This is a genomic window from Paenibacillus agaridevorans (genome assembly GCF_018604145.1).
GTDB classification, from domain to species: Bacteria; Bacillota; Bacilli; order Paenibacillales; family Paenibacillaceae; genus Pristimantibacillus; species Pristimantibacillus agaridevorans.
Window position 1 is genome coordinate 8,046,207 of sequence record NZ_CP075889.1, and the last position, 16,153, is coordinate 8,062,359.

9 protein-coding genes are annotated in these 16,153 nt (G+C 55.3%); 6 read left to right on the plus strand and 3 right to left on the minus strand.

The window, feature by feature from the left end:
* The first annotated feature begins 106 nt into the window (after nt 1-106).
* Nucleotides 107-1,051: a cell wall hydrolase gene (locus KJW29_RS32220; protein WP_246608926.1), complete on the plus strand. Its 945-nt coding sequence runs from the start codon at nt 107-109 to the stop codon at nt 1,049-1,051.
* A 53-nt stretch (nt 1,052-1,104) separates the two neighbouring features.
* On the opposite strand, the gene KJW29_RS32225 is transcribed toward KJW29_RS32220, so the two are convergent.
* Nucleotides 1,105-1,587, minus strand: coding sequence for a hypothetical protein (locus tag KJW29_RS32225; protein WP_214627671.1), 483 nt, complete (start codon nt 1,585-1,587; stop codon nt 1,105-1,107).
* Between the two features lie 175 nt (nt 1,588-1,762).
* On the minus strand, nt 1,763-2,788 hold the full coding sequence (locus KJW29_RS32230; protein WP_214627672.1) for a Leu/Phe/Val dehydrogenase: 1,026 nt from the start codon (nt 2,786-2,788) through the stop codon (nt 1,763-1,765).
* A gap of 949 nt (nt 2,789-3,737) precedes the next feature.
* Between KJW29_RS32230 and KJW29_RS32235 the strand changes: the two genes are divergently transcribed.
* From KJW29_RS32235 to KJW29_RS32255, 5 genes are all read left to right on the plus strand, one after another.
* A complete protein-coding gene (locus tag KJW29_RS32235; protein ID WP_108994986.1) occupies nt 3,738-4,676 on the plus strand; it encodes an ABC transporter permease in 939 nt (312 codons plus the stop codon).
* Nucleotides 4,677-4,693: 17 nt separating this feature from the next.
* The gene (locus tag KJW29_RS32240) at nt 4,694-5,602 is read left to right on the plus strand and encodes a carbohydrate ABC transporter permease (protein ID WP_214627673.1); all 909 of its coding nucleotides are present in this window, start codon (nt 4,694-4,696) and stop codon (nt 5,600-5,602) included.
* 131 nt (nt 5,603-5,733) lie between these two features.
* Entirely contained in the window at nt 5,734-7,407 is a 1,674-nt protein-coding gene (locus KJW29_RS32245) for an extracellular solute-binding protein (protein WP_214627674.1), read from the plus strand.
* A 69-nt stretch (nt 7,408-7,476) separates the two neighbouring features.
* Complete coding sequence (locus tag KJW29_RS32250) at nt 7,477-9,156, plus strand: alpha-1,3-galactosidase-related protein (RefSeq protein ID WP_214627675.1); 1,680 nt, start codon at nt 7,477-7,479, stop codon at nt 9,154-9,156.
* 83 nt (nt 9,157-9,239) lie between these two features.
* Complete coding sequence (locus KJW29_RS32255) at nt 9,240-14,765, plus strand: X2-like carbohydrate binding domain-containing protein (RefSeq protein ID WP_214627676.1); 5,526 nt, start codon at nt 9,240-9,242, stop codon at nt 14,763-14,765.
* 112 nt (nt 14,766-14,877) lie between these two features.
* Here the strand turns inward: KJW29_RS32255 and KJW29_RS32260 are convergent, their stop codons facing one another.
* On the minus strand, nt 14,878-16,017 hold the full coding sequence (locus tag KJW29_RS32260) for an HD-GYP domain-containing protein (RefSeq protein ID WP_214627677.1): 1,140 nt from the start codon (nt 16,015-16,017) through the stop codon (nt 14,878-14,880).
* Between the last annotated feature and the right edge of the window lie 136 nt (nt 16,018-16,153).

Genomic DNA, 16,153 nt, shown 5'->3' on the forward strand with positions numbered 1-16,153 from the left:
GGGGACTAGAGCCAAGCAGCACAGCACAAGCGATTGCTAGGAGGTAATCAAGATCGGAAAGGCCAGACGATTTCATAAACAATGGATACATATTATAGTGACGGCAATGCTGCTCCTCGCCATGCCGCTGACAGCCGCGGCCGCGCCGCAAGGAGCAAAGGCGGATAAGAACGCCGTCATCAAGCTCGACGGAGAGCAAGTGAAGCTGTCCGAAGCGCCGATGATGCTGGACGGGAGGATGTTCCTTCCGGTAGCTCTCATTGCGCAATTGTTCGACGCCAAGAAGGTAAGCTGGGACAAAGTGAATCAGGAGACAACGATCGAAACCGCCTTAGGCGATACAATCGTTTTGGGAGATGGCGTGCCAGTCGTCTATTTCAACGAAGGACGATATGTGATGGATGCCGCGCCGTTCATCGAGAACGGCAGAATGTACGCGCCGCTGCGACATGTAGCCGAGCTTCTGCATGCTACCGTCAAGTGGAACAAAGAGGAAGAAGCCGCCGAGTTAACGACGGTGGAGCCTGCGGTCATAAATGAGGAGAATGCGCTGACGGACGTGGTCAAGGCATTCGGCACGAGCGAAGCAGAGTTGCTGCAGCGCAACGAGCTTAAGAGCAAGGATACCATCAAGGCCGGCGTTAAACTGCGCGTGGTCATGCCCTCCGTTCTGGATAAACCAGCCAAGCCGTTCACAGAGCAGGACTACACGCTGTTAGCGAAAATTACGATGGTGGAATCAGGTTACGAATCGTACGAAGGCCAGCTTGCCGTCGCCAACGTTATTCTGAACCGCGTCAAGGATTCCCGATTCCCGAGCAGCGTTAAAGATGTTATCTACTCCGGCAAGCAATTTCCGCCGGCGCATAACGGGCTGCTCGACAAGGCGAAGCCGAATGCTAGCGTAATGCGCGCCGCAAAGGATGCCCTTAATGGCAAGAACAACGTGCAGGGAGCCGTCTACTTCTTTAACCCGAAGGTGTCCAAGGGGGCGTTCTGGTCTAGTCTGGACGTTGTCGCTAAGATCGGACATCATCATTTTGCCGAATAGAATATTAGAGAGACGCATAGCCGAGTTGTCGGTTATGCGTCTTTTTTGTTCGATTACTGATGCTTCCGGCGTCGGAGTCGGATGAGCCATATAGCGACGATTGAGACGGCGAGCAAACCTGCGACGGCGGCTAGCACGGGAATAAACGCGTTCGAGTTCGAGGGGGGCGATGAACTTTGATCAATCCTGCTTGCCTCACTTGATATCGAGATGGGCTGGATAGCGATGTCCTTCATGGCGAGCTCTCTTGACGCGTTCCAGAGCCCGCTTCGACCGCATAGATGAGTGCGCAGCTTTCCTTCCCGTTCGCCTCCGAATACGAGATACGTCTGACCGGGCACATACGGATCCCATCCGTTGTCAAAGATTTCGATGCGTGATTCGGCTACGCCTTTCCACGCTGTCTGCACCTGGAAGATCGTAAGCCCTTCCTTGTTCGCGGCAAGAGCCTGCCCCATGAACGCGACGGAGCTGCGAGCCAGTTCTTCTGTCGCGGCGTCGGGCTCGGCGCAACTCAATGCTTGGACAGAAGGCAACGAGACAAACGCGAGGCAACTGCCAATCATGAGGATAAGGGCAATGATTTTCTTTATGAGGCAACCTCCTCTCCTGCCAGAAAGTTATTTATCCTACTGACGTTTACAATGAAAAAGAGGTTGCTCCGGCGCGTAATTTTTTTTGCAACTGGATAATGGCAAAAGCCGAATACGCTTATTTCAATAAATTCTCCGCCATTCTGTCCGCTGCGGCTGCTGTCGATAATCCCGAGACGGTTGCAGATTGGAACACCTTCATAAGCGTGCCGTAGATGTTCTCCACGTTACGCTTCGCCTCCACCGCATCTCCTCCGCCTAACTCAGATCCTGTTACAATGATGCCGCCCGCGTTAATAACGTAATCCGGCGCGTACAGAATGCCAAGCTTGCGCAGCTCGTCTCCGTGTCGCGGCTCCGCGAGCTGGTTGTTCGCAGCGCCTGCCACGATTCTGCAGTCCAGCCGGCTTAGGATGTCGTCGTTCAGTATCCCTCCAAGCGCGCAAGGCGCGAAGACATCGCATGGTACGGAGAAGATAGCTTGTGGCGTAATGGTTGCAGCGCCGAACTCCAGAGCGGCCAGCTTGACGCGCGCCTCGTCGATGTCCGTCACGACGAGGTAGGCACCAGCCTCGCGAAGGTAGCGGCATAGCCGGAAGCCGACCTTGCCCAGCCCCTGTACGGCGACGGTCCTGCCCAGCACGGATTCCATGCCGAACACTCTTTTCAGCGCAGCCCGAATTCCGAGGTATACCCCGTATGCCGTCATTGTGGCGGTAAGATCATTGACGGCGCCGAGGGACCCCGACACGTCGGTCACATAGGAGGTCGTCTCGCGAATGCGGTCCATGTCAGCGACTGTCGTGCCGAGATCCATTCCGGTAATGTAATGCCCTTGCAACCGATCGATGTATCGTCCCAGCATTCGGAGCAGTCCGTCGCGCGGACCCTGCTTTGGGTGGGATAGAATGACGGCTTTGCCGCCGCCATAGCGGAGTCCGGAGATTGCGTTTTTGTAGGTCATGCCTTTGGCTAGCCTCAAGGCGTCGTTAATGGCCGCTTCGTCGTTGTCGTATTGCCACATTCTGCAACCGCCGAGCGCAGGCCCCAATTTGGTATTGTCGATGGCGATAATCGCCTTAAACCCGCTTGCACGGTCCTGGAGGAAGAACACCCCTTCATAATCCGGTTGCCACATCTCCATGGGAGGCCCTCCTTCGCCTGTAAGTGCTGTATGGTGTAGGATATTCAGCTCAGTGTGGGGAGGACTAGGCTTTTGAAGGAGAATAGCAGTGCGAAGCGCCGACTGAGCAGTAACTTTGGATGCTGTAGCCCGAGAAAATCGGGTTACAGGGTGTAGCGGAGTATCTGTGTATGCTGTAGCCCGAGAAAATCGGGTTAGAGGGCGTAGCGGAGCAACTTTGGATGCTGTAACCCGAGAAAATCGGGTTACAGGGCTCAGCAGAGTAACTTTGGATGCAATAGCCCGAGAAAATCGGGTTACAGGAGCGCCGGAAGCGCCGCAAAGCGCAATAGCCCGAGAAAATCGGGTTACAGGGATCATCGGAGCGACTTTTGGATCTGTAACCCGAGAAAATCGGGTTACAGGGATCATCGGAGCGACTTTTGGATCTGTAACCCGGGAAAATCGGGTTACAGGTCGCATCGGAGCGACTTTGGATGCTGTAACCCGGGAAAATCGGGTTACAGGGCTCAGCAGAGCAACTTTGGATGCAATAGCCCGAGAAAATCGGGTTACAGAAGCGCCGGACGCGCCGCAGAGCGCAATAGCCCGAAAAAGTCGGGCTATGGCTTCGAACGCAGCTGTCAGTTCCCCCCGTTACTGAACGCAAGCTCATCCATCGGGGGTAGCTTCGTCCGAAGCGGCGGAAAGCCCATATCGTCTGCGTTCGAGCCGCCCATACAGGCGGAAATGTACGGACAGCAGGGGATTGGCCCTCTCGAAATGGGGGCAAATGTACGGGAAAAGACCCAAGTGTACCTTCCGGAACGCGGCATAAGTCCACTATGATCAGGTCATGGAAGCGTATCCAAATATCGCGACTCCCGCTTTCGGGGGAGAGGGCGACGTGCGCAACAGACATAGGGGAGGGATCGTTCTGCAGCAATCTACATCAAGACAAAACCACTCGATGAAGGGCTTTTATTCGGCTAAGAACGGGTATGGGAGACAATTTGCCAAAAGCTTGCGCAGGCATTGGCAGCTCTACGTGCTCGTCTTACCGCCGCTATTGTTTTTTGTTATTTTCAAATATGTGCCCATGGCCAACGCGGTGCTGGCGTTTAAGGATTACAACGTCATCAAGGGCATCTGGGGGAGCCCATGGGTCGGCCTGAAATATTTTAATATGTTTTTCGAGAACCCGATCTTCTGGACGCTGGTGCGGAACACGATGCTGCTGAGCTTTTATCAATTGCTGGCCGGGTTCCCGATTCCGATCCTGCTGGCGCTTATGTTGAACGAAATCCGCAATGGCCGTTTCAAACGGTTTATTCAGCTGGTTACTTTCGCGCCGTATTTTATTTCCACGGTCGTCATGGTGTCCATGATCATGTTGTTTCTGGCGCCGCGGCTTGGTTTCGTAAACATCGCGCTCCAGTATTTCGGCTTCGAGCCGATCAATTTCCTGGGCGAGCCGAACATGTTCCGCTCCATCTATGTATGGTCGGACATTTGGCAGACGGCCGGATATGCGGCAGTGATCTATCTCGCGGCTTTGGCGGGCATTGATCCGACGTTGTACGAGGCGGCGAAGGTGGATGGCGCGTCGCGGTTCCAGAAAATCTGGCATGTCGACCTGCCCGGCATTCTTCCGACCATTACGATTATTCTCATCCTTAACGTAGGCAACATCATGTCGATCGGCTTCGAAAAAATTTATTTGCTGCAAAATTCGCTCAACCTGCCCAAGTCGGAGGTCATCGCGACCTACGTATACAGCATGGGTCTGCTGAATGCCAACTACAGCTTTGCAACGGCGGTCGGATTAATTAATTCCGTTATTAATCTCATCCTTTTGGTTGCGGTCAACAGCTTCGCCAAACGAATCTCGAACAACAGTATCTGGTAGGCAAGGGGGAACTATCAATGGCTATTTCATCAACAGTGCCGAAACGCAAAATACGGGAGTCGGCCGGAGATCGCCTATTTGTTTTTGCGATCTACGTCATTCTGAGCCTGGTGCTCGTTGCCGTATTGTATCCGCTAATCTATATCGTCAGCAGCTCGATCAGCAGTCCTTCGGCCGTCGTATCCGGCAAGGTGTGGCTCTGGCCGGTGGACATTTCGTTCAGGGGGTTCCAGACGATATTCAAGACGCCGCTTATTATGACGGGTTACGGCAATTCCCTGTTTTATATGGCCGTGGGGACGCTCATTAGCGTAACGCTTACCGTCATGCTGGCTTATCCGCTTTCGAGAAAAACGTTTTTTGGCCGCAAAGGCATCCTGATGCTGGTGATGTTCACGATGCTGTTCGGAGGAGGATTGATCCCGACTTATCTCGTCGTAAAGGAGCTCGGCATGATCGATTCCCGGCTGGCCCTGCTTATTCCGAACGCGATCTGGGTGTGGCAAGTAATCATTGCGCGATCGTTCTTCCAATCCACGATTCCCGATGAGCTGGCCGAAGCGAGCGAGATCGACGGATGCAGCGATTGGCGCTTCCTTGGCAGCGTTGTTCTTCCTCTATCGAAGCCGATTATCGCCGTGCTGGTCCTCATGTACGCCGTTGGGCAATGGAATGCGTATTTCGACGCGCTCATTTATTTGAAGTCCGATAAATTGTTTCCGCTCCAGCTTGTGCTAAGGAGCATCATCATTCAGAACAACAGCGCGGGAGCGATGGATATCAGCATTCAGGTGCAAAGGGCTCAACTGGCAGAGCTGCTCAAATATTCGCTGATCGTGGTGGCGACGCTGCCGGTACTCATTATTTACCCGTTCGTGCAGCGCTATTTTGTCCAAGGGATGCTTGTTGGCTCCATCAAAGGCTAATGTGGATCCCACACTATAAGGAGGTGAGAACGATGTAAACGTCCGGGGCATGGAGGAGAAACGCTCTACGACAACAATTGGGGAAACAAAGTTCCATCATACTTGCGAACGCAAAGGGGAGTAGAATGCAAATGAAAAAATTAAGCTGGAGCTTGATGTCGCTCTTACTCGTTTTGGCGCTGGTCCTGTCCGCCTGCTCGGGCAAAAACGAAAACGCCGGAACGAACGGCACGCCGACGGACGGTGGTTCATCCGGCGCGGCAACGGATACGCCGTCGAAGCCGGTGGAGATTAGCGTGTTTGCCGTGCAGGAACAAGGCATCGATCTCAATACCAACAAGTTTACGCAGCACGTCTCGGATATGTTTAACATTAAATTCAACTTCGAAGTCATCCCATCCGACGGCGCGAAGGAAAAGCGTCAAATCTCGCTTGCGAGCGGAGATTATCCCGATGCCTACATGCTGACGCATTACGTCGATCAATTTTCGCAAGCCGATCTGCTGAAATTCGGCAAGCAGGGCGTCATCATTCCTTTAAACGATCTGATTGACAAGCATGCTCCGAACATTAAAGCCGCCATGGAATCCAATGCGGATCTAAGAACGCTGAATACGGCTCCCGACGGCAACATCTACGGACTGGTCGCTTACACGCAATGTTTCCACTGCTCGTACCCGAGCAAAATGTGGATCAACACGGAATGGCTGGAGAAGCTGAATCTCGAAATGCCGACTACGCCGGAAGAATTTAAAAATGTTCTGAAAGCGTTTAAAACGGAAGATCCGAACGGAAACGGCAAGCCGGACGAAGTAGGACTAAGCGGCTCGACAGAAGAGTTCGGCGTGCGCGTCCTTCCGTTCCTGATGAATCCGTTCGTCTATAATGACGACAGAAACTATTTGAACATGACAAGCGGCAAAGTGGAATCCGCCGCGATCAAACCCGAATGGAAAGAAGGACTCGCTTACGCGAAATCGCTGTACGATGAAGGGTTAATCGATCCGGGAGCATTTACGCAAAACGCCGAGGCGCTCAAAAAAATCGGCGAAAACGCGGATGCCGAAATTTTGGGCGTCGGCGCAGGCATGCATCCGGCCATCTTTATCGACATGGCGGGCCCTCGCTTCCCGAAATACCATCCGGTACCGCCGCTTCAAGGACCAAGCGTGTCGTTTGCGACGCATGACAACGGCGGCGTATCGCCGGGAGGCAAGTTCGCCATTACGAACAAAGCCAGCGAAGAAGCGCAGATCGCCTTGATCAAGCTTGCCGATTACATGTTTACGCCGGAAGGACAAACGAACGGCGGTTCCGGCATGAAGGGAATCGATTGGGAAGACCCGGCGCCTGGAGATACGGCGCTCGGCGAAGGCGTAGCGCCTATGGTCAAAACGATTCCGGGCGTGGAGGGCGAGGCGCCGAGAAACGCAGGCTGGTCCGGCATGGCGCATTTCTATATGCCGAAGGAATACCGCGACAGCTGGGTGCAAGGCACGGACATTAACGACCCGTCCAACTACGAGCGCAAGCTGTATGAAGCAACGAAGTTGTACGAAGGCCATGAGCCGAAGGAGCTGTTCCCGTTCTGGTCGCTTTGGGTTGATCCAGCCGACAGCGACGAGATAGGCATGCTGCAAACGAACATCCGCAACTACATCGAGCAAAATGCGCTGCAATTCGTTACGGGCAACAAGGATCTAAATAAAGACTGGGATGCCTATGTGCAAGGGCTGAAAGACTTGAAGCTCGATCGTTATCTCGAGATTTTGCAAAAGACTTATGATGCGTCCGTAAAAGGGTAACAGGGAACGATTCATGTCGGGCACTTCCGGGCGGAGTGTCCGACGTTCTTGAAATGTGAGGTGCACAACATGAGGGTAACGCAGACGGTCATTCGTCTGAACGACTACGGGATCAAGCCGGATTCGGGAGAGGACGCGACAACGGCGATGCGAAAGGCGATCGAAGATGTCGCAAAGATCGCGGGGCCCGTCGTGCTGACATGCGACCCGGGAAGATACGATTTGTATCCTAAGCATGCCGCCAAGAAGCCTTATTATATTTCCAATACGGCCAGCGAAGCCGAAAATTCCGACGCGACCAAGACAATCGGCATTCATCTGCAGGGCATGAAGAACGTAACCCTCGACGGCAATGGTTCCTTATTCGTATTCCATGGCAAGCAAACGATGCTCGTAGTCGACGGCTGCGAGGAGGCAAGTATCCGGAATCTGCGTCTGGATTACGAGCGGCCGACCGTGACGGAAATGACCATTGAGCGAATCGGCGACAATTTCCTCGATACCGTTGTCCATAGGGACAGCCGTTACGAGCTGAAGAACGGCAGTCTGATCTGGCAGGGCGAAGGCTGGCGCTTCCGTGACGGTCCCATGCAAGAATACGATCCGCTTACGAATACAACCTGGCGCATCGATAATTTTGTCATTGCCGCGAAGCGGGTCGAGGAGAGAGGGCACGGTCGGCTAAGACTGTACTTCGCCGAGGGTCATCTACCTTCGACGGCAGTCGGTCGCGTCTTCCAATCCAGAGACGGCATCCGCGACCAGGTTGGCGCGCTTGTGATTCGGAGCCGCAAGGTCGAATGGAGCGACGTAGGCGTTCATTTCATGCACGGGCTGGGACTGGTCTGCCAATTCAGCGAGGATGTGAGCTTCGAGCGCCTGGAGATCGCCCCGCGGCAAGAGACGGGGCGCACCGTCGCCGCCTTTGCCGATTGCATTCACGTGTCGGGCTGCCGCGGGCTGATCCGGGTGGCGAACAGCCGATTTGTCGGCGCGCACGACGACGTAATCAACGTACACGGGACGTATCTGCGCGTTGTGGGACAACCTTCCCCGGACGAGGTGCTGCTCAGGTTCATGCATCCGCAAACGTACGGATTTCCCGCTTTCAGCGCAGGGGACGGGATTGAATTCGTTCGGTCCGAGTCGCTAATGTCCTACGCGGATGCCGTCGTGGCCGAAGCGGAGCTCGTGGATCCGCGCATCATGCGGATTAAACTCGACAGAAGCGTGCCGGAGCAATTACGTATCGACGATGTCATAGAAAATGTAACCTGGATGCCGGAAGTGGAAATCGTGGGCAACCGAATGGCCCGCATTCCGACTCGCGGAGTTCTGCTGACGACACGCAGGAGGTCGCTCATCGAGGGAAATCTCTTTGAGAGAATAACCATGTGCGCCGTGCATGTCGCATGCGACGCCGGAAGCTGGTACGAGTCCGGCATCGTAAAGGATCTGGCCATCCGGGGCAATACGTTTGTCGAATGCGGGCATGCGGATGCAGCCGTCATCTCCGTGTCTCCCGAGAATACGGCGACGGAGGAAGGCCGGTATGTGCATTCCCGTATCGTGATCGAAGACAACCGTTTCGACATGCGGGATGCCCCACTGCTGGATGCAAGCAGCACGGAGCATTTGATTTTCGCGAACAATCTGATCGCAGGTGGGGAGGAACGCCGCAAATTCGGAACGGCGATCCGGCTGGCCGCTTGCGACAAGGTATCGATCATGAACAATCGTTATTCCTGACAATCGGCATCTTGAGAGAAGTTGGACAGAGGAGGGGAGTAACCCCATTGCTTTGACAATATATCGACGAAAGGCGGAAAACGATGTTTGGAACGAAAGGCAAGCAGATGAGCGTTCGATTGGCGGGCGGGATGAGGAAGGCGCGAATCGCCGTATTGGCGTTTATCGTGTTGGCGGCTCAGCCCGGACTTTTCATACCGGGCGAGACGGCGACCGTGGAGGCGGCGTCGAAGGAAATAGCGGCCAAACCGTATATGGGCTGGAGCAGCTACAGCATGCAGGTGTACGACCACGGCCAGTGGATTACCGCGGAGCAGATCAAAGCGCAATCCGATGCGATGAAGGAGAAGCTGCAGCCTTACGGCTACGAATACATCAACGTGGATGCGGGCTGGAATGGGGCAATGGACGGCTACGGCCGGCCGATTCCGAGCACGACCCTGTTCCCGGACGGACTGCAGGATTTGATCGATTACGTTCATGCCAACGGGCAGAAGTTCGGGCTGTACGGCATTCCCGGGTTGTCTCCGGAAGCATACGAGCAGGATTTGCCGATCTATAATGCGCCGGGATGTTCGATGAGGGATATCGGCGATCCGACGCGGGGTTCCGATTATTGGGGCTTCGGCTACAAAATCGATTTTTCGAACGACTGCGCCCAGAAGTACATCAACTCCATTGCGGACCTGTACGCCGAATGGGGCGTCGACTTCCTGAAGTTCGACAGCGTGACGCCGGGCTCGGGCATCTCCGATCTTTCGCTGGATTCCCGCGACGACGTCAAAGCTTGGTATCAGGCGCTGGAGCCGCACGACATCTGGCTGGAGCTGTCCTGGGCGGTCGACATCAAATATATCGATCATTGGAAAAAATATTCCAACGGCTGGCGCGTCGACTGGGATATCGAATGTTATTGCGGCGACGGGGGGCTCACCGCATGGCCGAGCATCGCGCGGCTGTTCCCGATCGCGGAGAAATTTTGGCGCCATGCCGGTCCGGGTGGCTGGAACGACTTCGATTCGCTTAACGTCGGCAACGGGGCGATGGACGGCATTACGCCGGACGAGCGCAAGACGGCCATGACGTTCTGGAGTCTGTCGTCGGCGCAACTGTATATCGGCAACGACATGACCCGTCTGGACGATTACGGCCTGGAGCTGCTCACCAACGAAGAGGTGATCGCGGTTAATCAGGCTGGACGTCCGGGACGCCCTGTGTCGACCGAAACGAAGCAGCAGGTATGGTATGCGAACAATGGGGACGGCACCTACAGCGTCGGCTTGTTTAACCTGGCTGACGAAGCGGCGACGGTAACGGTAAATTGGAGCGATATCGGCCTAAATGGATCGGCTTCCGTTCGCGATTTGTGGAGCCGAGAGGAGCTTGGCGATTTCGCAACGGGCTTCAGCTCTGTCGACCTGGCCCCGCATGCATCGCGTTTGCTGAAGGTAACGGCGAAAAACGGGACGATCCGCGTCAATGACGACGACACCGGCATGAAATATACCGGAGAATGGACGCGTAACGGCGGCAAGGAAATGACGGCCGACGAACAAAATCTGGTCATCGATGTAAGCGACTCCGAAGCGGCGGACAGTACGATCAGCCCGACTACGGCCAGCTTCGACAAAAACGAGTCGGAGCGCGAGGATGTCGGGACAACGCTGACGCTGAACGGCAATACGCTGAGTTCCATAACGAACGGCGGCTATACGCTGCAAGAAGGTACCGACTATACGGTTGACGGCAGCGTGGTTACGATCAAAAAGGAGTATCTTGCGTCCAGAACGGTCGGCGCGACGAGCTTGACGTTCACCTTCAGCGGAGGTTCGGCGCAAAGCTTGGTCGTTACGATAGGCGACACGACGGTAAGAGACAGCAGAGTCACTCCCGGCGCGGTCAGCTTCGATCTTGCCGGGCAGTCCGACGTGGCGTTGACGCTTTCGCCGAACGGCAATACATTGACAGGCGTTTCGCGGGATGGCTCCGCGCTGACGGACGGCACGGACTACACGGTATCGGATACGGGGCTTGTGCTCGGCAAGACCGCGCTGGCGGCGTTGCCGACCGGAACCTATCAGCTGGCCTTTGATTTCGACGGCGGCTCGCAGCAGAAGGTAACGTTAGTCGTGAGAGACACATCGGCAGGCGGTTCGATCTCTCTCAACAACGACGATCCGGCTATTCAATACACAGGTTTTTGGAATCGAAATGCCAATCGTGGACTAGGCGATTATATGGACGATGTCCATTTTGCGGAGAAAAACGACCAGGACTATCTGGAATATACGTTTATCGGAACGGGAATCGAATACATTACGGAGCTGGATCCTTCGCAGGGCGACATCGATTTCTATGTCGACGGCGAATTCAAGCAGACGGTCAGCACGTATAACCTGGGGCGGCAGGCTCAAAAGCCCGTATACGCAATCACGGGACTCGAGGACGGTCCGCATACGCTTAAGGCGGTTAAGAAATCCGGCATTTTCATGCTGCTCGACAAGCTGAGGGTCATCACCCCGGATTTGATCAGCGAGACGGAAGCCGAGTTCGACAAGGCGGCAGGCCAGCAAGCGGACGTCGAGGTAACCGAAGCGACGGAAAGAAGATTGAGCGGCATTAAGCTGGGCACGACGGAACTGGCGGCGGGTACGGATTATACGGTCGCGGATGACCGGATTACGATTAAGAAGGAATATTTGGGCGCAAGGCCGCTCGGCACGACGAATCTGCTGATAACCTTCGAGGGAGGCGGGGCGCAGTCGTTGTCCATTGCCGTTCGCGATTCTTCGGCGGCGAACAGCACAATCAGCCCAACGTCTGGCAGCTTTGACAAGAAGGCGGATGCGCAAGCGGATATCGCAACAACGATGGAGCTTGCGGGCAATACGCTTGTCGGCATCACGAACGGCGAGACTGCGCTCCAATCCGGCACCGATTACACCGTGGCAGATGAGCTGGTGACGATCAAGAAGGAATATTTGGCGGGCCGGCCGTTAGGCGCGACGAATCTGAGCTTCTCCTTCGATCATGGCGAATCGCAGACTCTGTCCATTACGGTCAGCGATTCTACGCCTAAGAACAGCGCGATTACGCCGTCCGCAAGAAGCTTCGATAAAAAGGCTTCGGCGCAGGCGAATGTGACAACGACGATCGCGTTTAACGGCAACAGCCTGGAGGGCGTGGCGAACGGCGCGGCGGCATTGCAAGAAGGAACGGATTTCACGCTGTCGGGCAACCAATTGACGATTTCGAAGGAATATTTGGCCCGGCAGCCGACGGGAATGGCCAATCTGACGTTAACCTTTACCGAAGGTGCCGCTCAAACTCTGGCGGTGGCGGTAAGCGACACGCTGCGAGGCCGCTCCGTCGACATTAACGACGACGACACGGGCATTTCGTACAAAGGCGCTTGGCAGCATAACCGGAACAGGGGAAATGGCGATTACAAGGATGATGTACACTTTACCGAGAAGGACAACGATTATTTGGAATTTACGTTCGAAGGAACCGGCATCGAGCTGATTACGGAGAAGGATCCGTCGCAGGGCGACATGGATATCTATATCGACGGCGAGTTCAAGCAAACGATCAGCACGTACAACGACACCAAGCAAGCGCTTCAGACGGTGTACGGCATTAACGGTTTGACGGGCGGCACGCATACGATTAAGGCCGTCAAGAAGTCGGGCTTTTACATGCTGCTGGATCAATTTAAGGTGAAAATGGCGGATCTGCTTGGTCCGGATACGGCAAATGTCGATAAGTCGGCGACTTCCGACGTTACGACGACGCTTGCCGTCGACGGAAGCAATCTGATCGGCATTACCGCCGGCGGAACTGCCCTGGCGAAAGGAACCGATTATACGCTAGGCGGCGATGAGGTGACGATCCAGAAGGAATACCTGGCGACGCTGCCGAACGGCCAGACCGCGCTGGCGTTTTCCTTCAAGGGCGATCATTTCGATGACATCCACTACACGGAGACGAATGGCGATTCCGTCGAATATACGTTTACAGGCACTGGCTTATCCTTCATTACGCCTAAGGGGCCGGAGCAGGGCGAGATCGATATTTTCGTAGATGGCGTATTCCGGGAAACGGTGGACGCGCATCACGCAAGCCGGTTGACCGGTCAGACGGTGTACAGCATTTCCGGGCTGCCTGGCGGAGAACATACCTTCAAGGCCGTGAAGAAATCGGGCGACGCGATGCTGGTTGACGGTTTGACGTTTAACGTTCATGCCGGAACGACTACGCCGAATCCGGGTACGGGTACGCAACCGACGCCGAATGTTCCGAAGACGGAGCAAATAACGGGCAGCGTGGAAGCGACGGACGGCGGCGAAGACGTTCTGGCGAACGTGGTCATTACGAGAACAACGCATGCGGACGGCACGAAGTCGGACGAGGTTGTGTTGACGGCGGAGCAGGCTCGCGAGGCGATAGGCAATATGGGGGCAGGCGCACAATCGCTGACGATCGTTATACCGGACGTGAAGGACGAAGTGTCCAAGACCAAGGTCACGGTACCGAAGGAAGCGGGCAAGCTGCTTGCGGACGCCAAGCTCGGTCTCGGCATGACGACGGGGAATGCGAAAGTGTTTGTACCGAGCGAATCCTTGCAAGATTTTGACGAAGATCTTTATTTCGAACTGGTTCCTGTGAAAGAAGCCGGGAAGAAACAAGAGATCGAGAATCGCGCGAACAAAGAAGCAGTCGCAACGATCGTATCTGGCGGTCAAGCGGTTAAAGTACTGGGCAGGCCGATAACGATCGAAACGAACTTGCAGGGACGCGATGTCACGGTTGTGCTGCCGCTGAAGGACCTGGATGTAACGGAAGCGGAGCTGCGCGACTTAGGCGTCTACATCGAACACGGCGACGGCACGAAGCAGCTGTTGAAAGGCATTATAGTTCCTTATAACAACCAAGGCGACAAAGGTTTGCAATTTGTTGTCGACCGCTTCAGCTTATTCGCCCTTGTTCAAGTGCCGGGCCTTGCGGGAACCTACGAACATGAGGCGTATATGAAAGGGTACGAGGACGGAACGTTCAGGCCGGACCGAACGATCACCCGCGCGGAGATGGCGACGATTTTATCCAGAGTGATCGATTTGAAAGCCGTAGCCGAGGATAAAACCTACAGCGATGCGATTAAGGCAAGCTGGGCGAGGGAAGCCATATCGGCCGTGACCCGGATGGGCTTGATGCAGGGTTACCCGGACGGTTCCTTCGGGCCGAACCAATCGATTACCCGCGCGGAAATGGCGAAGCTGGTGGCTCAACTGATCGATGATTCGGCGGCTGCAGGAGCGGGTTTTGCCGATGTATCCGGCGGCTGGGCCAAGGATTCCATTTTGGCGGTGCAAGGCGCGGGCATTATGCGGGGTTACGAGGACGGAACCTTTAGGCCGAACCATGCGCTGACGCGCGCCGAGGCGGCGACCATCGTCAACCGCGTGCTGGGCAGAGGTCCATTGGAAGGAGTGGCGCCGTCCCCGTGGAAGGATGTTAAAGCCGCGCACTGGGCCTATCGCGACATTGTAGAAGCTTCGGTCCATCATTTTTACGATCAGACGGATGAAGGCGAGCAATGGGCCGGGTAGGCGCGGGGAGAGATGCGGGAGGAATCGAGAGGCTTCCCGGATAATCGGAGATCTTCCGAACTTTATAGCAAAAGCGAAAGGGGCGGTCATCTTGACCCGCCCCCTTTTTAGGCTACGCCTCCGCCTCTTGATCCCGAATCTCCAGTATGCGCGGCAACTGGGCGATAAGCGAGTCGACGACCCGCGGGTCGAAGTGGCGACCGCGTTCCGCCTCGAACAACGCCAGAATGCGATCCAGCTCCCAAGCCTGCTTGTAAGCTCTGGCGCTGCCCAGAGCATCGAAGACATCGGCTACGGCGGTAATGCGTCCGTAGATATGAATCTCCTCGCCCTTAAGCCTCTGCGGATAACCGCTCCCGTCCCACTTCTCGTGATGCTCCAGCGCCACAATCGACGCGGCGCGCAGCAGCTCGCGCTTGGAATGCCGAAGCAACTGGTGGCCGATCAGCGTATGCCCTTTGATCTGATCAAATTCCTCGTCCGTAAGAGCTCCCGGCTTATGCAGGATGGCATCGGGAATGGCGACCTTGCCGATGTCATGCATAGGCGAAGCGTCGCGCAAGAGCGCCGCTTCCCTCTCGCTCATGCCGAGGCCGAGCGCCAGCCAATACGAATATTGGGCCACGCGCCTGACATGGCTGCCCGTTTCTTTCGAACGGCTCTCCCCGATCTCTCCCATGGAGAAAATAATTTCCCGCTGCGTCTCCACGATTTCCTCGCGCAGCATAAACGCTTCCAGCGACTTGCCGGAATACGAGGCGGCAAGCGACAGATATTCCATATCCTTCTCCGAGAAGACGGCCGATTCGGTCAGCTTGTTCACGGCCTGATAAGCGCCGATGACATGACCCTCATTATTGCGGAACGGAATCGTCATAATCGCCTTGGTGCGATAGCCGGTCCGCTTGTCGTTGTCCGAGTTGTGGCGCGGATCCTCGTAGGCATCGTCGATAATGATCGGTTGATCTTCGCTGATGGCGGTTCCGACCAGTCCGCTTCCATAAGGGATGCGGATCTCTCCTGCTCCATGGGCGACGACGGTAAACAACTCCCGGCGTTCTTCGTCCAGCAGCCAGACGGCGCAGCGGTCTGCCACGATCATTTCGCGCCCCATGTCGGCCATAAGAATCAACACGGATTCGAGCCGGTCGGCGGCTGCGATTTTTGCCGTAAATTCGAAAATCACCTTCAATAATTGCTCAGGGGTCAGCTCTTCCTTAAAGGCTCTGGCGGGCCGTCTATCCACGTTCACGAGGGCTCACCTCATTTCTTCCATTTTTTGTTTCATAGACATTCGCCCTCGAAGCGGTTAATTCCTGTTTATCCGCAGCGAAGTTTCTGTTTATTTCGAGGATTTTCGACAAGGATGTCCTATTTGGTTGGTTCGT